Here is an 18186-nt window from a genome sequence, read left to right as displayed (position 1 = left end):
AACGGTCCCCGAGTTGCAGATTCTTTGAACAAACCCGGGCTCGCCCCGCGTACTTCTGGTTAATGACGAGGCAGGGGTTTCAGCGAGGGATGACGATGGTCAAGGCGCATGTCTCCGCACAGGAAATGGTCGCAGGAAGGTACCGGCTCCTCGAAGTCGCCGACCGCGAGCCGAACCGCGTCAGCTGGTACGCGGAGGACGTGCAGGCCGAGCGACCGCGGCTGGTGACGGAGATCGCGTTTCCCGAGGCGCCCACCGAGGACACCGTGCGCCGGGCCACCGCCCGCATTCTGCGTTCCTCGGAGGTGATGAGCGCGCTGCGGCCCGGCCGGGTCGCCATGGTGATCGACGCCTTCGAGGAGGCGGGCGCGCTGTGGACGGTGACGGAGGTGATCGACGGCACGCCGCTCAGTGAACTGCTCGTCCAGCAGTCCACGTTCAACTACGTACGGGCCGCGCGCATCGGACTCGAAGTGCTCGACGTGCTGGAGGCCGCGCACGCCGACGGCTACACGCACGGCGAGCTCAGTCCCGGGCAGATCTTCGTCCGCGAGCGGGGCCCGGTGGTCATCACCGGGTTCGGCCTGGCCGGCGCGACGCTGGCGCCCCGGGTCACCGCGCCGTCGTACGCCTCGCCGGAGCAGGCCCGCGACGAGCGCATCGGCCCCGCCGCCGACCTGTGGGCGCTCGGCGCGATCCTCTACACGATGGTCGAGGGGCGGCCGCCGTTCCGGGACCGGGGCAAGGCCGAAGCCACCCTCAAGGGCGTGGACCGGCTGCCGTTGCGCACCCCGCTGCGGGCCGGCCCGCTGACCCAGGTGGTGCAGGGGCTGCTGCGGAAGAACTCCCGTGAACGGCTGAGCCGGGCCGTGGTGCGTCAGGCACTGACACGTGTCCTGGACGAGGACCCCGACACGGTCGAACAGCCCGCCCCCGTCTCCCGGCTGCGCGGCGCCTACGTGGCCGCCCGGGCCTCCGGGTGGAGCAGAACCACCATGATCGGCGGCACCGCGCTGGCCGTCGTGACCGTCTCGGTCGCGGTGCTGGCCGCGACCCAGGGCCTGCCGGGCGCCTCCTCGGCGGGCTCGGCCCCGACCGCCTCCGCCACGACCGCCGACCCGGCCAACCGTACGGACGGCAACGCCCCCAGCCCCTCCCCCTCGCGGACGGCATCCTCCTCGCCCACCCCGTCGGCCTCCGCGGCTGCCACCCCCTCCCCCTCGGCTTCGGCCTCGGCGGGTGCCCTGCCGGCCGGCTTCCGCCGCTACACGGCCCCGGAGGGGTTCTCCGTGGCGCTCCCGAAGGGCTGGAAGCGCCTCGACACCGCCCGGGACGACGTCGCCTACCGCGTCACCTTCGGCCCTGGCGGCGACGACCTGCGGACCCTGGCCGTCACCTACAGCACCCAGGCGGGCCCGGACCCGGTCGCGATCTGGCGGGACGAGGTGGAGCCGGGTCTGGAGAAGCTGGACGGCTACCAGCTGATCGGCGCGATCAAGGCGACCACCTACCAGGGGTACAAGGCGGCCGACATGGAGTGGCTCTCCGGGACCGGCGCCGACCGGGTGCACACCTTCGGCCGCGGCTTCCTGCTCGGCGGCGGCCGCAGTTTCTCGCTGCGCATCACGACGCCGGCCGATGCCTGGGACGACGCCGCCGACCAGCTCGCCATGAAGACCTTCCTCGCGACGTTCCGCGGTTCGACGAGCTGACGCGACGGGCGACGGGCGACGGGCGACGGGCGACGGGCGACGGGCGACGGGGTGCTCGGCCGGTCTTCGACGGTGCGGCAAACCCCGGCCAATGGGTCGATATAGGCTGCCGGTCGGTACGTACGCAGTTCGGCAGCCTTCAGGAGTGTCCTCCGTGACCCTAGCGATCGACCCGTCCGAGACGTCCAGCGCGTCCCCGGCTCCCCTCTCCGACCTGGTGGCGCGGGACGCGCGCGAGTTCGGCGCCTACGTGCGGACCGGAGGCTGGACGTTCGGGCTGATGGTGGCCCGCAGCGTCCGGCCGGGCGGGCAGGGCGCGGAGGAGACGCCGAAGGTGTCGGCGAGGGAGTTCGCCGAGCTGGCCGGCTGCTCCGCGGAGCGCGTCATGCGCTACTACAAGGCGTGGGACAGGGCCGCCGACGACGGTCTGGTCCCGCACTTCGAGGCCCTCGCGCCGGGCCAGGAGGTGGAACTCCCGGACTCCGACGTCTGGTTGGACTACTACGTCTCCCGCAACAGCGCCACCTCGGAGCGCGGCACCGCCATCGCGGAGGCCGCCGAGGCCGAGGGCATCCGGCCCACCAAGGCCCTTGAGGTCGCCGAGAACCCCACCGCGCTGCGCGCCGCGATCCTCGCCGACCCGTCCACCGCCCGCGCGGCCCGCTCGGCCCTCCTCGACCGCATCAAGGAGGACCCGGACCTGCAGACCGTGCTGGCCCGGGACGTGGTCCGCACCGCCGACCTGAAGAAGGCCGTCGCCACCGAGAGCCGCTCGGCCGACCGGATCGGCTACGTCCGGCAGATCGCCGAGTCCGGCCAGATCAAGACCCCGGCCGGGCAGACCGTCGACGCGCCGTCGGAGCTGCGCCAGGAGGCCGAGCGCCACCTGTCGCTCCTCGACGAACTGGACGAGGACGAGGACACCGGCGAGTGGGCGACCGAGGCCTACGACACGATGAAGAACCTGGTCGTGGAGGCGGTGGAGGCCGACCCCGAACTGCGCGTCCAGGAGAAGCGCACCAAGTTCTACAGCAGCCTCCAGAAGGCGACCAAGGCGTTCGAGGAGCTGACCTTCGACGACGCCCAGGACTTCTACGAGGACGACATGGTCCAGCGCCTGGAGGACCTCCAGCAGGCCATCGGCTCCTGCCTGGCCGCACTGCGCGGCACGAAGAGCACACAGGACTCGTAGGTTTCACAGGACTTGCAGGACTCGCAGGGCAATTCCGCTCAGGATTGAGCGTTTTTCCCGTGAGAGGGGTACTAGAGGGCACCAAGCCGATCGTTCTCGGAGGCCACTCGCGTGAACCCCATCGTGCACAGGACCCTGGTCGTCCAGCTCCGGGCGGACGGGTCGGGCCGCTGTCCCGTCCTCGCCCATCTGTCGTACGACGCCGGTGACCCGTTCGCCGTCACCGCGGTGTTCACCCTGGACGGCCGGGTGCTCGCCCGGTGGCGGCTGGACCGCGAGATGCTGAACGACGGGCTGAGAGAGCCGGTCGGGGTCGGGGACGTCCGGCTGCGTCCCGTGCGGCAGGGCCGCTGGAGGGAAGTGCGCATGGATTTCCTCGGCGACCCGCTGCCCGGCGGCAGCCGGCACCACGCGGTGGTGTTCGCGTGGGCGCCCGCGCTGGCCTCCTTCCTGAGCGACACCTACATGGCGGTGCCGCCGGGCCGGGAGGAGGTCCCGGTGGACGACCTGCTCGCGGAGATCCTCGCCACCGGCTGAGCAGCCGGTGGCGGTGCGGATCGTCCTTTCCGTGCCGGGCAGCCCCGCTACCAGCGGGTTTCCACCTGGTCCTTGATCCGGCGGTCGTACAGCTCACGGATCGCGGCGACCGTCTCCCCGGACAGCTCCGGGAGCTTCTCGGCGGCCGCGTTGGCGCGGGCCTGCTCCGGGTTGCGGGCGCCCGGGATCACCGTGGTCACGCCCGGCTGGTCGATGATCCAGCGCAGCGCGAGCTGGGCGGGGGTGAACCCCTCCGGAGCGAGGGCGGCGAACTCGGCGGCGGCCTCGACGCCCGTCGCGTAGTCCACACCGGAGAAGGTCTCGCCCTGGTCGAAGGCCTCGCCGTGCCGGTTGTAGGTGCGGTGGTCGTCGGCCGCGAAGACGGTGTCCTTGGTGTACTTGCCGGACAGCAGCCCGGAGGCGAGCGGCACCCGCGCGATGATGCCGACGCCGGCCTCCCGGGCGGCCGGGAGCACCTCGTACAGGGGCTTCATGCGGAACGGGTTGAGGATGATCTGCACGCTGGCCACGCCGGGGCGGGCGATCGCGGTGAGGGCCTCCGCGCTGGTCTCGACGCTGACGCCGTAGGCGGCGACGCGCTCCTCCTCGACCAGGGTGTCGAGGGCGTCGTACACCGCGTCGGAGGAGTAGACCGGGGTCGGCGGGCAGTGCAGCTGCACCAGGTCCAGGCGGTCCACGCCGAGGTTGCGGCGCGACCGGTCGTTCCACGCGCGGAAGTTGTCCAGGACGTAGTTCTCCGGGATCTGGTCGACCCGGCGGCCCATCTTGGTGGCCACCAGCAGATTCAGGTCCGGCCGGGCGCGCAGGAAGGCGGCGATGGTCTGCTCGCTGCGCCCGTCGCCGTACACGTCGGCGGTGTCGAAGAAGGTCACTCCCGACTCCGCCGCCGTCTCCAGGACGGCGAGCGCCTCCTTGTCGTCCACCTCGCCCCAGTCGGCGCCGAGCTGCCATGTGCCGAGGCCGACGACCGATGCCCGCTGTCCCGACCTGCCGATTACGCGTTCGTCCATGGCGTCAGTCTGTCATCCGCCACCGACAACGCTGTCACGGGCCGGACCGCCCGCGGCCGCCTGTGAATCCTTCACTCACACGGGTGATTGTGGTGGACAGAAGGCGAGGGCATGTCAACCCGGCCCCTAGCGTGACGGCATGGTTGATCATTCACCGAACGACTTGCCTGCCCCGCACGACTGGAGCCGTCGGGGTTTCCTGCGGTCCGCGGCCGCGCTCGCCGCCGTTCCGGTGCTCCTGGCCGCCGATCCGGCCGTGGCCGCCGCCGAGCTGCCCGGATTCCCGGCGGAGGTCGCGCCGTACCGTTCCGCGTACCGCAACTGGGCCGGCGAGATCACCGCCGACGGGCTGTGGGCCTGTGCCCCGGACGACGCCGCTCAGGTGCTCGCGGTCGTCGACTGGGCCTGGCGCAACGGTTGGCGGGTACGCGCGCGCGGCTCCTCGCACGGCTGGTCGCCCTTGACGATCACGGCGGGGACCGGAGCCGACGACCGGGTTCTGCTCGTCGACACCGCAAGCCGTCTCACGGGGCTCTCCCTGGACTCCGGTTCGGCGGTCCGGGCCGGCACCGGGGTCACCCTGGAGGCGCTGCTCACCTTCCTGGAAGGCCACGGCCTCGGGCTCACCGCCGCGCCCGCGCCGGGCGATCTGACGCTCGGCGGCGCGCTCGCGATCGACGCGCACGGAACCGCCGTACCGGCCGACGGCGAGGAGCCGCTGCCCGGCCGCACCTACGGCTCGCTGAGCAATCTGGTGCTGCAGCTGACGGCGGTGGTGTGGGACGGCGGCGCCGGAGCGTACGTCCTGCGGACGTTCCGGCGCGAGGAGGCGGACTGTGCGGCGCTGCTGACGCATCTGGGCCGCGCGCTGGTCACCGAGGTCGTGCTGCGGGTCGGGGCGGACAGCAGTCTGCGGTGCGTCAGCCGGACCGACGTCCCGGCCGCCGAGCTGTTCGCCGCGCCCGGTTCGGGCGGCCGGACCCTGGACGGCTTCCTGCGGCGCTCGGGGCGGGTGGAGGCGATCTGGTTCGCCTTCACCGAGTACCCGTGGCTGAAGGAGTGGAGCGTGGCGCCGGCCAAGCCGCTCACCTCGCGGCACGTCACCGCGCCGTACAACTACCCCTTCTCCGACAACGTGCCGACCGTGGTCGCCGACCTGGTGGGGCGGATGGTGTCCGACGCGGCCTGGTACCTGGCGCCGGTGCTCGGGAACGCGCAACTGGACGTGGCGGCGCTCGGGTTGGTGGCCACGCTGTCCTCGGACATCTGGGGCGCGTCGAAGAACACGCTGCTGTACATCAAACCGACCACCCTGCGGGTCGGCGCGAACGGGTACGCGGTGCTGACGCGGCGCTCCGACGTGCAGCGGGTGGTGCACGAGTTCACCTCGTTCTACCGGGAGAGGCTCACCGCGTACGCGGCGTCGGGGCGGTTCCCGGTCAACGGGTCGGTGGAGATCCGGGTGACGGGGCTGGACGAGGCGTCCGATGCCGGGGTGGCCGGGGCGCAGGTGCCGCTGCTGTCGGCGGTGCGGCCCCGGGAGGGGGCCGACACCGCCGTGTGGCTGGACGTGCTGACGCTGCCGGGGACGCCTCATGCGGAGGCGTTCCTGCGGGAGTTGGAGGAGTTTCTGTTCGGGCGTTTCGAGGGGACCCGGGTCGAGTGGTCCAAGGGGTGGGGTTATACGGAGTCGGGTGTGTGGAGTGACGAGGCGGTGCTCGGGACGAGGGTTCCGGGGTCGTTCGGGAGTGAGGTGTGGGACGCGGCGGTCGAGACACTTGATCGGCTTGATCCTCACCGGGTTTTCAGCAACGGGTTCTTGGACGGGGTGCTGGTGCGCCGTTGATGACTGCGGGTTCGGTGGGGGCTGGTCGCGCAGCTCCCCGCGCCCCTGCGGGCGCTGTCCGAACCGGCGCCTCAAGGCATGGCACCACTTCTAGAAATAGGACCCCTCGGCCAGGTCCGCGATCAGACCCGGCTGTTCCGGCTGCCAGCCCAGGAGGTTCCTGGTCCGTTCGCCCGACGTCGCGTTGTCGATCGACGCCGCCATGCCCAGCCAGCCGAAGTGGGCCTGCGCCTCTTCCGCCGGGATGCTCTTCACCGGTACGTCGAGCCCCCTGCCGATGGCCGCCGCGATGTCCTTGAAGGGGATGCCCTCGTCGGCGGCGCCGTGCAGCGCGGTGCCCGCCGGAGCCGACTCCAGGGCCAGGCGGAACAGGCGGGCCGCGTCCAGGCGGTGGACGGCAGGCCAGCGGTTGGTGCCGTCGCCGACGTAGGCGGCGACGCCCTTCTCGCGGGCGACATCGATCAGCCGGGGCACGAAGCCCTGGTCGCCGGGGCCGTGCACCGTGGGGGCGAGGCGGACCACCGCGCTGCGCACGCCGCGCCCGGCCAGGGCGAGTGCGGCGAGGTCGGGGGCGCTGCGGTGGGTGCCCGGCACCGGGGTGTCCGCCTCCGTCGCCACTCCGTCGACCGAGGCGAGCATCATCGTTCCCGAGGTGACCACGAAGGGCCGGCCGGAGCCTGCCAGGGCCGCCCCGATCGCCTCGATCACGCCGAGGTCGGTCTCCACGGCGCGGGTCATGTCCGGGAAGGTGTCGTGGTCGAAGGCCAGATGGATCACGCCGTCGGTCCCTGCCGCCGTACCGGCCAGGTCCTCGGGGTCGTCGAGACTGCCGCGGTGGACTTCGGCGCCCGCCGCCCGCAGGGTCTCGGCGGACTTCTCAGAGCGGGCGAGGGCCAGGACCCGGTGGCCTGCGCCGAGGAGTTCGGGGACGACGGCGGAGCCGATGAAGCCGCTGCCGCCGGTGACGAATACCCGCATGAGGGGTGCTCCTTCGAGGAAGAGGATGGTGCTTCCATCGTTCGGCCGACGGGCGGCGGACGTCCAAAGCCTCTTTCGCAATGCGCAATGCCTTTCAGGCATCGGTGCAGGTCGTCGCCCATATGCTGGGGGCATGGCTGATCCGGCTTCCGCCCCTGACCTCGATCTGCGGCTCGTCCGGTACTTCACCGTGGTCGCCGGGCAGCGGCACTTCGGGCGGGCCGCCGGCGTCCTGCACATCACCCAGCCCGCGCTGAGCCGGCAGATCCAGCGGCTGGAGCAGGTGCTGGGCGCGCGGCTCTTCGACCGCACCCCGCAGGGCACCCTGCTCACCGAGGCCGGCGAGGTGTTCCTGCCGCGGGCCCGGGCGCTGCTGCGGGCGGCGGGCGAGGCCGCGGCCGTCACCCGGGCCGCCGCCGAGCCCAGCCGGATCACCGTCGGCTACATCAACGGGATCTTCGTCACCCCGGCCGTGCGCGAGCTGCGCCGCCGCTTCCCGGACGCCGACGTGCGGACCCTGCACCTCGACTGGGGCGAGCCGCGCGAGGCCCTGCTGACGGGGCGCGTGGACGCGGTCGTGACCCGGCTGCCGCTGCGCACCGACGGGTTGCGGGTGACGGTCCTCCACGACGAGCCGCGGGTCCTGGTGGTCCCGCTGGACCACCGGCTGGCCGGGAAGGAGTCGGTCACGCTCGACGACATCGCCGACGAGCCGCTGCCCCGGGGGCGGGATCCGCTCTGGAACGCGTTCTGGCGCGTCGACCCCCGGCCGGACGGCAGCCCGGCACCCGACGGTCCGCTGATCGGCGCGGTGGAGGACAAGTTCGAGCATGTCGCCGCCGGGCAGGCCGTGGCGATCGTGCCCCTGGTGCCGGGCGCGACCATCCGCCCCGACCTCACCGCGGTCCCGCTGCACGGCGTCGAGCCGAGCCAGGTGGTCCTGGCAACCCGAGCCGGGGACAACCACCGGCTGACGGCCGCCTTCCGCAGGTCGGCCGAGGCGCTGCTGACGGGGCCGGAGCAGGGCCGGGACCAGGCCTAGGGTCTGTCCGACGGATCTTGTGACCGTCTCGGTCTTGGTTCGTTGGCATGCGCATGGGGCGGGGAGATCTCACGAGAGACGAATGGGTTCGGCTGAAGCCGCATCTGCCGAAGTCCGGGCTTCGTGGGGGACGTTGGGGCTGTCACCTCAGGATCATCAACGGGATCTTGTACCGGAACCGGACCGGGGTGCCGTGGCGGGATCTGCCTGCGCGTTTCGGCAAGTGGAAGACCGTGTACGAGCGGCATCGGCGGTGGTCAGCGGATGGCACATGGGACCGGCTTTTCGCGGCTGTCCTGGCCGATGCTGACGCGGAGGGCCGTATCGACTGGTCGATGGTGAGCGTGGACTCCACCTCCTGCCGGGCTCACCAGCACGCCGCCGGAGCAAGCAGGAAGCCTCCGAGGCTGCTGGGAAAAGACGCACGCCTCGGCAGCACCGCCCTGATGAGGGAATTGGACGCTCCCGGGGCGGCCTGACCTGCAAGATTCACCCTGCTGGTGAGGGTGGATGCCGCCCACTGGCCCTGCTGATCACGCCGGGCCAGTGGGGCGACGCCCCGCAGTTCATCCCGGTCTTGGAGCGTGTCCGTGTCGCCCGGCTGGACGGCAGGCGTCCACGGACTCGGCCTGACCATCTCGGCGGGGATAAGGCGTATTCCTCCCGCCGCAACCGCCGCTACCTGCGGCGACGCCGGATCAAGCACACGATCCCCGAGCCGGAGAACCAGCAGGCGAACCACTTCCGCCGCGGCAGCAAGGGCGGCCGGCCCACCGTGATCGCGGCGCCTGCTATGAGGCCAGGTCGGCCCACAGTTCGGTGCTGTGATCCCCGATGAGAGCGCTGATGTGGGTGAGTGCGTCGCTGACCGGTTGCGGATCGAGTCGGCGTCCGTCCCGCAAGCGCAGTGCGACGTGATCGTCGGCGGCCTCCTTGGCGCCGATGACGGCTTGGTAGGGAACCAGGCGGGCCTCTCGGATTCGGGCGCCCAGGCTGCCACGTTCCGGTCCCGCGACTTCGGCACGCAGTCCGAGACGGGTGCAGCGTTGGGCGAGGGCTTCGGCGTTGGGCAGTTCGGTGTCGGAGATCGGGAGAATGACCAGCTGAGTGGGGGCGAGCCAGGCGGGGAAGGCACCGCCGTGCTGTTCGATGAGGTGGGCGACGGCTCGTTCCACGCTGCCGATGATGCTGCGGTGGATCATGACCGGCCGGTGCTTGGCGCCGTCCGGGCCGATGTAGTGCAGGTCGAACTGCTCAGGCTGGTGGAAGTCGACCTGGACGGTGGACAGGGTGGCCTCCCGGCCCGCGCCGTCGGTGACCTGGACGTCGATCTTGGGGCCGTAGAACGCGGCCTCTCCCTCTGCTGCCTCGTAGGGCAGGCCGGAGCGGTCGAGGACGTCGGTCAGCAGGGCGGTGGAGCGTTGCCATTTCTCGGGTGCGGCAACGTACTTGCCACCGGGACCCGGGAGGGAGAGCCGGTAACGGGTCGGGGTGATGCCGAGTGCCTCGTACGCCTGTCGGATCATGTCCAGCGCCGCCTGTGCCTCCCCGGCGACCTGGTCCAGGGTGCAGAAGATGTGCGCGTCGTTGAGCTGGATGGCCCGTACCCGGGTCAGTCCGCCGAGCACGCCTGAGAGTTCGGAGCGGTACATGCCTCCCAGTTCGGCCATCCGCAGGGGCAGTTCGCGGTAGCTGTGGGAGCGGGAGCGATAGATCACCGCGTGATGGGGGCACAGGCTCGGCCGCAGGACGACCTGCTCCCCGCCGAGGTCCATCGGCGGGAACATGTCGTCGCTGTAGTGCGCCCAGTGCCCCGAGATCTCGTACAGCTCCCGCTTGCCGAGTACCGGTGAGTACACGTGCTGGTAGCCCGCTCGCCGCTCGGCGGCGCGGATGTACTCCTCCAGGGTGTGCCGTACGGTCGCGCCGTCGGGCAGCCAGTACGGCAGGCCGACGCCGATGAGCGGGTCGGTGTCGAACAGGCCCAGTTCACGGCCGATCTTGCGGTGGTCGTGCACGGTGGTCATCGCGGTCTCCTTGCAGGGTGCGGAGCAAGTGACCGGGTCTACGCCGAAGCCCCGGGGCACTTGCCCCGGGGCTTCGGATCAGATCATCTGTCAGCGCGCCGGGACACTCTCCGGCGTCGTCGTCATAGCAGCGCGCTTCATGGCGCAGACGTTAGCAGGATGTACTGCGGTCCACACGGTCATTCCCGGGTCAGGAGATCCGCCGGACAGCCCCTAGTGAGGTGGAGGCACATCCGCAAGGCGGTGATGCCTGGGACTAGGTCGCTCGCGTGGCCCACATGCGCTCGTGACCAGCGCAAACACCTGCATATCGGGGAGGGAGAATCTTGATCTACTGTGGAATCGACTGGGCAGAGCGCACGCACGACGTCGCCCTGGTCGACGACGCCGGAGCGTTGGTGGCCAAGCGGCACATCACCGACGACGCGTCCGGCTACAAACTGCTGCTGGAGTTGCTCGCGGAGTATGGCGACACCGAGGAGAACCCGATACCGGTGGCGACCGAGACCTCCCGCGGCCTGCTGGTTGCCGTGCTGCGGACCGGGAAACGGCAAGTGTTCGCGATCAACCCGCTGGCCGCCGCCCGCTACCGCGACCGCCACTCGGTCTCGCGCAAGATGGCTACGGCGGCGCGAATCGGGACCACCGAGGCGCCTCGAATCGGCCCCGATCGGTGAAGATCACTGCTCCGCGCAGACGGCTTGAAGCGGCCCCGCTTGGCCCCGCGGGCCGGTCACGGACGGGGCGATTCAGGTCGCCCCGGCGAGGCGGGAAAAGCCGCCGTGGCCAGATTCTGTAGATTGCGCGCTGGGCTATGCCTTTGATGCCCCGTACGACGGGCGAGGGCGGGGAGACTCCTGGGCTGTGTGAAGGGTTCAGGGGGCGGCATGATTGGCTCATGCCAAAGGGGCGGGTACGTGCGGTCGTCGGCTACGCCGCGCTCACACTGCTGTGTGCGGCAGCGACAGCAGTGGTCGTGTTCTACGGCATCGCGAAGCTGAACCTGTTGGGGAACGCTGTGGAGGTCCGGCTCGCGGAGTGTCACCAAGATGAGGGGAAGGGCGGCTCCTACACCGTATGCAGCGGCCCAGTGGAGAACAGCACGAACGCGCGCACCGTAGAGGTTTCGTACAAGGGCCACGAGGGCGAGACCGTCAGGGCTGCACGGACTCCCTGGGGAAGCTACGAATTGGTGGACACAGGCTTTGTTTCGTGGGGCATCTGGATCTTGTTCCCCATGTTGCCGCTCTTCGGGACAGCAGGCGCGGGAGCTCTCACCGTCAGAGAGTTCCACCGAGCAAGGCAACCAGCCGCTTCCGATGAAGTCTCGTGAGTCTCCGCTGTCGGTGCCGGACCAGATATTGATCAGTCGGCTGTCGTACACACGCCGGGGGGACGGTCGCACATGTGCTCGATCATGCGCGCCCAAGTCCGTTGCGGTCCTTCGTCGTTCCGCCGGGCAACGCGTACCGGTTCGGCCAAGCGGCGGGGCCGACGAGGCAGCCCAGGACCGGCAAGCCGGTCACCATGGGGACCTCGCGCCCGCCCGGGGTGTCCATCACGGCGTCGACGACGACCTGGTCCTTCGCGGTCAGTTCCTGGCTACGGCGGCTTTTCCCGCCTCGCCGGAGCGACCTGAATCGCCCCGTCCGTGACCGGCCCGCGGGGCCAAGCGGGGCCGCTTCAAGCCGTCTGCGCGGAGCAGTGATCTTCACCGATCGGGGCCGATTCGAGGCGCCTCGGTGGTCCCGATTCGCGCCGCCGTAGCCAGCGCAAGAAGTCCGACCCCGGCGACGCACTCGTGCTCGCAAACATCCTGCGCACCGACATGCACGCCCACCGCCGCTGCCGCAGGACAGCTACCTCGGCCGGGCGATCGCCGTCCTGGCACGCGCCCAGCAAGATTCTCTGTGGAACCGGCAACAGCTCGCCAACCAGCTCCGCTCCCTGCTACGCGAGTACTACCCCGCCGCCCTGGAAGCCTTCGCCACCTGGACCAACGCTCTGTGCCGCCCCGAAGCCCGCGAACTCCTCAAGGCCGCACCGACTCCCTCTCGGGCCGCGCGGCTGACCCGCACCCAGCTCCAGGCCGCTCTTAAACGAGCAGGCCGCAAGCGCGGCATCGAGGCTGAGGCCGACCGCGTCCGCGACGTCTTCCGCGCCGAGTGGGCCCACCAGGCGGCGGCAGCCTGAACAGCGAAGACACCTTGCTCACGCTGGCGATGGAAGCTGATCATTCACCCATGGGACCCGAAGTGCAGGCGTTCGTCGCCGACGGCCCGCTCCCCGACTGGGACGCGAGCGAAGAGGAGATCGCCAGGCGCGTCGAGCAACTCGAGGCGATTCCGAAGCCGGTCACGGGCGAGGAAGCCCGCGCGCTGGTCTCCTGCTTCGGCCCGGACGACTGCTACGGCGTCGCCGGGACCCTGCTGCACCTCATCGAGACCGGCCCAAACCCCGTCCTGACCACCGACCCCGGACGCCACGCCAACGAGTGGCACCGGCGGCTCTACAACCGCGCCGTGAACGGAGGGCTCATCCCGAGAACTTGACGGCATAGCAACGTGAGGTGTCTGTCTTCATGCCCGCGGCCAGCGGCGATCACCCGATCGAGACTCCCACCGCAGTTATTTTTTTCCTTGCGGGTCTGGGGCCGGCCCTTCTGGCATCCACAGCTGACTCAGGCCATCGCCTCCGGCGGAGCCGAGAACGTGAAGGCGTCGAAGCCGGGCGCCGGGGTGTCGCCGTCCGAGGGCGCCAACGCGTCCGCACCCGTGTCCGGGCCCGCCCCGCCCGCGAGGTCGAACGCCACGGCCCCGAAGTCCTGCCCCGCGCAGTAGGGCGTGTCCGCCTGCGCCACCGCGGAGGCCTGCTGATCGGTGGACGTGGCATGGTCCTGCTGTTGTGGCTCCGCCGGTGCTGCCGAGGGTGGGTCGGCCCGGAACTCGTACTGGTCGGCCGGGACAGGGCTGTCCGGCTGCTGGGGCGTCTGCGTCGACGGCGGAGCGGTGGACGTGGGCTCGCCGATGATCGGGATGCCGTCCACCCGGTCGCCGGCCTCTTCCCGTATCCCCGCGTCTGCGGCGCCGCCCCCGTCGGTCGCGGGCGGCGGAGCGGCCGTACCGGCGTCGGGCGCCCCGGCGTCCTGACCACCGCCGGATGTCTCCTCCCCGTCACCGCCCCCTTCGCCGTCTCCTACGACATGACCGTGGCTTCCGTGGCGGTCGCCTACCGGGGCAGGCGCCGGAGCCGGTGACCCGGGCGAGGGCTGGGGTGCGGCGTTGTCGTGGGGATCGTGCCCCCCTCCGTGGTGCCCTGGGTGTGGCTGCGAGGAGCCCGAGGCTCCCTTGCCCCACGGATACAGATCCTTGCCGCTCCAGTCGGGCGCGTGGGGCTGGGGCTCGCCCTTCACGGGCGGCAACTTGTCGTGGTGATCGGGTGCCACGCTTGGCGTCCCGGGCGGGGCTTGGTGTCCTTGCGTGTCGGAGGGCCCGTGGTTGTTTCCGTGTCCATGTCCGTGCCCGTGCCCGGCACCGGAGTGCCCGCCAGGGGAGTCGCCCTGGTGCCCGTGCCCGTGCCCGTGACTGTGGTGTCCGTGCTCGTGCCCCTGCTGTCCGTGCCCGTGTTGGCCGTCCGCAGGCTGCCCGTGTCCGACGTGCTGCCCTGGACCGGCCCCCGCGTCCGCGCCTGTCCCGGCGTCGGATCCGGCCGTACCGTCGCCACCGCCACCGCCACCGCCCCTGTGCCCGTTGCCGCCCTCCGGCGCGGTCCGCCCCTGCCCCGGCGTGACGGTGCCAGGCGTTCGTGTGCCTCCGGAGGAGTTGCCCGGGCTCGGTCCGAACCGGCGTCGTTCCCCGGTCGCCCCGGTGCCTCCGCCACCTCGTGTCGGCGGTCGGCCGGTCCTGCGGAAGATGCGCCAGCGTTCGCCCATCGCGCCCACCCCCAACGGCGTACGACACCTCCACCCGCCCACGATTGTCCCCGGCGCCGACAGGCCCTGTCACCAGGCGCAATCACCTTCCCGCGCGCGCCCCCGTATGACCCCGCACGCCCATGGCGGAACCCTTCGGGCGACGCGACGATGCCGCGTGCGTGAGCCGCACGGCCGCGCGGCAGCCGGGGCTGGGCGACGGGGGTCGGTATGGCGAGCGGAACGGGACCGTCACCTGGGGCCGGGCGGGGGCCGGGTGCGCGCAGCGCGCTGTTCTGGCCCGGGCTCCTGGTGTGCGCATTCGGCGCCATGCTCCTCGCGACGGGCATCGACGGTCGCGTCACCGACGGCCGCTCGCCCCTGTGGTCGAACTCCCGGGACCCTTCGGTGCCCTGGCTCGACGCGGCCCTGCGCGGGGAGGGGCCGCCCTGGCCGCAGCCCGGCGCGCCCCTGGCCTGGCTCGACCTGGTGCTGCTGGGCGTCTTCAGCGTCAACGCCGGTCTCGTGCTCTGCCACGGGGTGGTGCGGCCGGGGCCGGGCGATCTGTGGGGCCGTCTGTTGCACACCGTGTCCCAGGCCGTGTTGGCCGCAGGAATGATCAAGTTCGTGCATTTCGGTGACTGGATGAGTCGGCCACACCCGGCCGGGTCGCCGCCCGTCGACGACACCCAGGCCTACACCGCCCTCGGGGTGTGCCTCGTGGCCGGGCTGATCGGACTGGCCGGCTACGGCCTGTGCGGAATCATGCCGCTGATCAGGGCCGAGGCGGGCATCACCGAGACGAACCGCGAGTGAACGGGGACCGCGCCCGCACCGCCGGCGCGAGAAGGGGGAGACTCGGATGATCGTGAACGAACCGTCGCCCGGCGGGACACCGGACGAGGAGGCGGGACTGTACGAGGAGGCCGGCGAACTGCACCGCCGGGGCCGGCCCGACGAGGCGCTCCTGCTGCTGCAGCGCCTCCTCCAGCGGTCACCGGACGACGTCGCCGCACGCTTCGCGCTCGCCGTCTGCCTGACCGACCTGGGGCGGGCGCCCGAGGCGCAGGCGAACCTCCGGCGCGTCCTGGACAGCGAGCCACGTCACCATCTGGCCGCGTACCGTCTCGGCCGGATCCTGCAGGCGGAGGGCGCGTCGGGGGAGGCCGCCGAGGCCTACCGACGGGTCCTGACGGTCACCGACTACCAGGACACCCGGGCCCGGCTGCGCGAGTGCGAGGCCGCTGCGGCCGGCCCACAGCCCCTGCTGCCCCCGGCCGGACCCGGCGGCGGTGCGCCACCCCTGGTCGGTCCGACGCTCACGCCGGGCCCGCCGACCCTGCGGGCCCGGGTTGACTCCCACCGGGTGGCAGACCGCGGCCACATCGTCCGCTCGGTCCGCCTCAAGGCCCGCCATCTGCTCCCCACACTGCTGAGGCACCTGCTGATCGCCGTGGCGCTCGCCGTTCTGCTGTTCGTCGCGGGAGAGAGCCTGCGGATCCCGATGGGCGTCCGCATGCTCGGAATGCTCGCCCTCCTGGCCGTCGTGGCCCTCATCCTGGCTTTCCCCCTGGTCGCGTACGTCAAGACGCGTACCAACGGCGCGGACTTCTACGAGTACGGCGTCGACGTGAAGGCCGGGTTCGTCCGGCGCCGGGTCCAGTTCGTCTGGTACTACCAGATCGTCGAATCACCCAGCTACGTACGTACCTTCGGCACATATCTCACCAACACCGCCTCCCTGGGCCTGCGCTACAACGAGGCCGGTGCCTCGTCCACGGAGTACGTCGAACTCCCCGGCATCGGCAAGCCCGACGACGTACGGGAGATCGGCAGATACGTCGAGTCGCGCATCTTCCCCGAACGGCATGTCATCCGCGGCCCGTGGACCTGACGCCCCGTCCGACGCCGGTCAGGACGCGGCCCTGCACGGCAACGCCCCGCGACTTCGCCGCTGGCGTCGGTCACCCCACCCATTGGTGGGTCTGCGCCAGGGCCTGTCCGGCGGATCCTGAGGCCTTAGGCTCTGGCCATGATCGACGTCCAGGTCCGTAGTGAGAGCGGTGTAATCGAGATCCACGGGCGGCATGGGGTGGCTTGGAGTCCGGAGCTGGGCGGGCTCGATCAGGCGGCATTTCCGATGCTCGGGCACCTCTTGCCGTACGCAGACACCATGTTCAACTCCCGGCAGGTGGTGACTCTGTTGGACGAGATACCGCGCCTGCCGCCGGGCGTGGTGACCGACGAGTTCGCGCAAGAACTCACCGTGCTGGGGAGGGCGGTCCTCGATGGGCAGGCCCTGTACTTGTGGTTTCTCGGGGACTGACGCCGCGCAGGTTGGTTCAGTCCTGTAGCCATGGTCGGACGGCGGCAACTGAGACGGTGCCGTGGAAGACATAGGCCCGCTTGTCGTAACGGGTGGCGATTGCTCTCGCGTTCTTGAGCCGATTGATCGTGCGCTCGACCTCGTTCCTGCGCTTGTACATCTCCCGGTCGAAGCCGGTGGGACGGCCACCCATGCTGCCGCGGCGTCTGCGGTTGGCTCGTTGGTCCCTGGGTTCGGGGATGGTGTGCTTGATCTGGCGTCGTCGCAGGTAGCGGCGGTTTCGGCGGGAGCTGTATGCCTTGTCCCCGCCGAGGTGGTCGGGCCGGGTGCGGGGGTGGCCGCCCTGCGGGCGGGGCACCCGGATCCGTTCCAGCACCTCGATCATCTGCGGTGCGTCGCCCCACTGGCCGGGTGTGACCAGGAACGCCACGGGGCGACACCCGCCCTCACCGGTCAAGTGGATTTTGCAGGTCAGGCCGCCCCGGGACCGTCCGAGTCCTTCGTCGGGGCGGTGGTGCCGGGGCGTTGATCTTTTTTCGGGACACGGGGCTTCTTCTTGCGGGCCCCGGCCGCATGCTGATGTGCCCGGCAGGACGTCGAGTCGATGCTGACCATGCTCCAGTCGAGCCGGCCGACGGAGTCCGCGTCCGTCTGGACGGCGCACAGGATCTGATCCCATGTGCCGTCCGCCGACCAACGTCGATGTCGTTCACAGACGGTCTTCCAGCTGCCGAACTGCTCAGGCAGGTCCCGCCACGGTATGCCCGTGCGCACGCGGAAGAGGATCCCGTTGATCACCGTGCGGTGATCACGCCGGCGTCCGCCGCGTCGCCCAGCAATTGGCAGATGCGACTCCAGCCGGGCCCACTCAGCATTCGTCGGATCTCCCCGCCCCACACCAAGACCAACGACTCCGGACCGCCATAGTCACATGATCCGCCGGACAGGCCCTAGGGCCAGAACCGGGGCCAGAGCCGGGGCCAGAACCGGGGCCAGGGCCTGTCCGACGGGTCGCGTCGCCTACCCCGCACCCGACGGCAATATCACCCGAACGGCCCAACCCGACATGTCGCCCACATGGCTGAACATCAAGCTGAGTACTGTCCCAACCGAGGCAATCTGTGAAAGGCGAACCACATGCGCATTCGACGATTCCTCGCCGCCGTCATCGCCACGGCAGCGCTCGCCGGACTCGGCCTCACAGGCGCTGTCACCGCCAGCGCCGCCAGCCTCACCCCGGGTGAGTGCGAGCACGGCGGCGGAACGGTCAACTGGGCGAACAACACCTGTAAGGGCGGCATGTACGACGGGCAGATGGTCGACTGAACCCCACTGGGCGCCCCGCAGTCACGCGCTGCGGGGCGCTCCCGCGCGAGCGTGCGCAGCCGGGAGAGTCCCAGGGACCAGGCCGACCCTTCGGGCACGCCGGGTCCGAGTCGGAGCAGAGGCACCTTCGCACCGGCCGATCCGACGAATGACCGGTTCGCCTCCGCATCAGCATCAGCACCAGCACCAGCACCAGCACCAGGGCCAGTGCCGGTCCGGGAGGAGCGACCTCCCAGTCGGCCTGTCACGCGACGGCCCC

At 71.0% G+C, this 18186-nt stretch carries 16 protein-coding genes and 3 pseudogenes; 14 read left to right on the top strand and 5 right to left on the bottom strand.

The annotated features are described in order from the left end of the window. The first annotated feature begins 89 nt into the window (after nt 1-89). From ACFZB3_RS40490 to ACFZB3_RS40480, 3 genes are all read left to right on the top strand, one after another. Complete coding sequence (locus tag ACFZB3_RS40490) at nt 90-1712, top strand: protein kinase (protein ID WP_391386030.1); 1623 nt, start codon at nt 90-92, stop codon at nt 1710-1712. A gap of 154 nt (nt 1713-1866) precedes the next feature. Continuing rightward, nucleotides 1867-2904 (top strand): hypothetical protein, encoded by a 1038-nt coding sequence (locus ACFZB3_RS40485; protein WP_391386027.1) that lies wholly within the window; start codon nt 1867-1869, stop codon nt 2902-2904. Nucleotides 2905-3015: 111 nt separating this feature from the next. Next, nucleotides 3016-3441, top strand: a complete 426-nt coding sequence (locus ACFZB3_RS40480; protein WP_391386024.1) for an SsgA family sporulation/cell division regulator — start codon at nt 3016-3018, stop codon at nt 3439-3441. Nucleotides 3442-3488: 47 nt separating this feature from the next. Here ACFZB3_RS40480 and ACFZB3_RS40475 read toward each other — a convergent pair whose 3' ends face one another. Then, complete coding sequence (locus ACFZB3_RS40475) at nt 3489-4472, bottom strand: aldo/keto reductase (RefSeq protein WP_391386022.1); 984 nt, start codon at nt 4470-4472, stop codon at nt 3489-3491. A gap of 139 nt (nt 4473-4611) precedes the next feature. Here ACFZB3_RS40475 and ACFZB3_RS40470 point away from each other — a divergent pair, with 139 nt between their 5' ends. Beyond that, the gene (locus tag ACFZB3_RS40470; protein WP_391386019.1) at nt 4612-6318 is read left to right on the top strand and encodes a cholesterol oxidase substrate-binding domain-containing protein; all 1707 of its coding nucleotides are present in this window, start codon (nt 4612-4614) and stop codon (nt 6316-6318) included. 90 nt (nt 6319-6408) lie between these two features. On the opposite strand, the gene ACFZB3_RS40465 is transcribed toward ACFZB3_RS40470, so the two are convergent. Beyond that, nucleotides 6409-7296 carry an NAD-dependent epimerase/dehydratase family protein gene (locus ACFZB3_RS40465; protein WP_391386016.1) on the bottom strand — a complete coding sequence of 296 codons (888 nt, stop codon included), beginning with the start codon at nt 7294-7296 and terminating at the stop codon, nt 6409-6411. Nucleotides 7297-7429: 133 nt separating this feature from the next. Here ACFZB3_RS40465 and ACFZB3_RS40460 point away from each other — a divergent pair, with 133 nt between their 5' ends. Beyond that, a complete protein-coding gene (locus ACFZB3_RS40460; protein ID WP_391386013.1) occupies nt 7430-8338 on the top strand; it encodes a LysR substrate-binding domain-containing protein in 909 nt (302 codons plus the stop codon). A gap of 53 nt (nt 8339-8391) precedes the next feature. After that, nucleotides 8392-9113 (top strand): annotated as a pseudogene (locus ACFZB3_RS40455) (IS5 family transposase); the annotation flags it as partial. Nucleotides 9114-9129: 16 nt separating this feature from the next. Here the strand turns inward: ACFZB3_RS40455 and thrS are convergent. Further along, complete coding sequence (gene thrS / locus ACFZB3_RS40450; protein ID WP_391386174.1) at nt 9130-10356, bottom strand: threonine--tRNA ligase; 1227 nt, start codon at nt 10354-10356, stop codon at nt 9130-9132. A gap of 332 nt (nt 10357-10688) precedes the next feature. Between thrS and ACFZB3_RS40445 the strand changes: the two are divergent. The 4 genes and pseudogenes from ACFZB3_RS40445 to ACFZB3_RS40430 all read left to right on the top strand — a co-directional run. Continuing rightward, nucleotides 10689-10982 (top strand): annotated as a pseudogene (locus ACFZB3_RS40445) (transposase); the annotation flags it as partial. Nucleotides 10983-11263: 281 nt separating this feature from the next. Further along, nucleotides 11264-11698: a hypothetical protein gene (locus ACFZB3_RS40440; RefSeq protein WP_391386010.1), complete on the top strand. Its 435-nt coding sequence runs from the start codon at nt 11264-11266 to the stop codon at nt 11696-11698. 423 nt (nt 11699-12121) lie between these two features. Further along, nucleotides 12122-12552, top strand: a pseudogene (locus tag ACFZB3_RS40435) (transposase); the annotation flags it as partial. A gap of 56 nt (nt 12553-12608) precedes the next feature. Beyond that, nucleotides 12609-12917: a hypothetical protein gene (locus ACFZB3_RS40430; protein WP_391386008.1), complete on the top strand. Its 309-nt coding sequence runs from the start codon at nt 12609-12611 to the stop codon at nt 12915-12917. Between the two features lie 128 nt (nt 12918-13045). Here ACFZB3_RS40430 and ACFZB3_RS40425 read toward each other — a convergent pair whose 3' ends face one another. Further along, on the bottom strand, nt 13046-13411 hold the full coding sequence (locus ACFZB3_RS40425) for a hypothetical protein (RefSeq protein ID WP_391386005.1): 366 nt from the start codon (nt 13409-13411) through the stop codon (nt 13046-13048). 1194 nt (nt 13412-14605) lie between these two features. On the opposite strand from ACFZB3_RS40425, the gene ACFZB3_RS40420 reads away from it, so the two are divergent. From ACFZB3_RS40420 to ACFZB3_RS40410, 3 genes are all read left to right on the top strand, one after another. Further along, nucleotides 14606-15091: a hypothetical protein gene (locus tag ACFZB3_RS40420; protein ID WP_391386002.1), complete on the top strand. Its 486-nt coding sequence runs from the start codon at nt 14606-14608 to the stop codon at nt 15089-15091. A gap of 46 nt (nt 15092-15137) precedes the next feature. Further along, nucleotides 15138-16169 carry a tetratricopeptide repeat protein gene (locus tag ACFZB3_RS40415; protein WP_391385999.1) on the top strand — a complete coding sequence of 344 codons (1032 nt, stop codon included), beginning with the start codon at nt 15138-15140 and terminating at the stop codon, nt 16167-16169. Nucleotides 16170-16307: 138 nt separating this feature from the next. After that, nucleotides 16308-16601: a hypothetical protein gene (locus ACFZB3_RS40410; RefSeq protein WP_391385997.1), complete on the top strand. Its 294-nt coding sequence runs from the start codon at nt 16308-16310 to the stop codon at nt 16599-16601. Between the two features lie 16 nt (nt 16602-16617). Here ACFZB3_RS40410 and ACFZB3_RS40405 read toward each other — a convergent pair. After that, nucleotides 16618-17498 (bottom strand): IS5 family transposase gene (locus tag ACFZB3_RS40405; protein WP_391385995.1). Its coding sequence is split into 2 segments (ribosomal slippage): nt 16618-17153 and nt 17153-17498, totalling 882 coding nucleotides; the frame shifts between segments, so codons are not numbered across the junction. Between the two features lie 240 nt (nt 17499-17738). Between ACFZB3_RS40405 and ACFZB3_RS40400 the strand changes: the two genes are divergently transcribed. Then, the gene (locus tag ACFZB3_RS40400; protein ID WP_391385992.1) at nt 17739-17927 is read left to right on the top strand and encodes a hypothetical protein; all 189 of its coding nucleotides are present in this window, start codon (nt 17739-17741) and stop codon (nt 17925-17927) included. The last annotated feature ends 259 nt before the right edge of the window (nt 17928-18186 follow it).

The organism is Streptomyces sp. NPDC008092 (genome assembly GCF_042957285.1).
In the GTDB taxonomy this organism is placed as follows: domain Bacteria; phylum Actinomycetota; class Actinomycetes; order Streptomycetales; family Streptomycetaceae; genus Streptomyces.
Note: the sequence above shows the minus strand (reverse complement) of the source record. Positions and strands in the feature narration are given on the sequence as shown.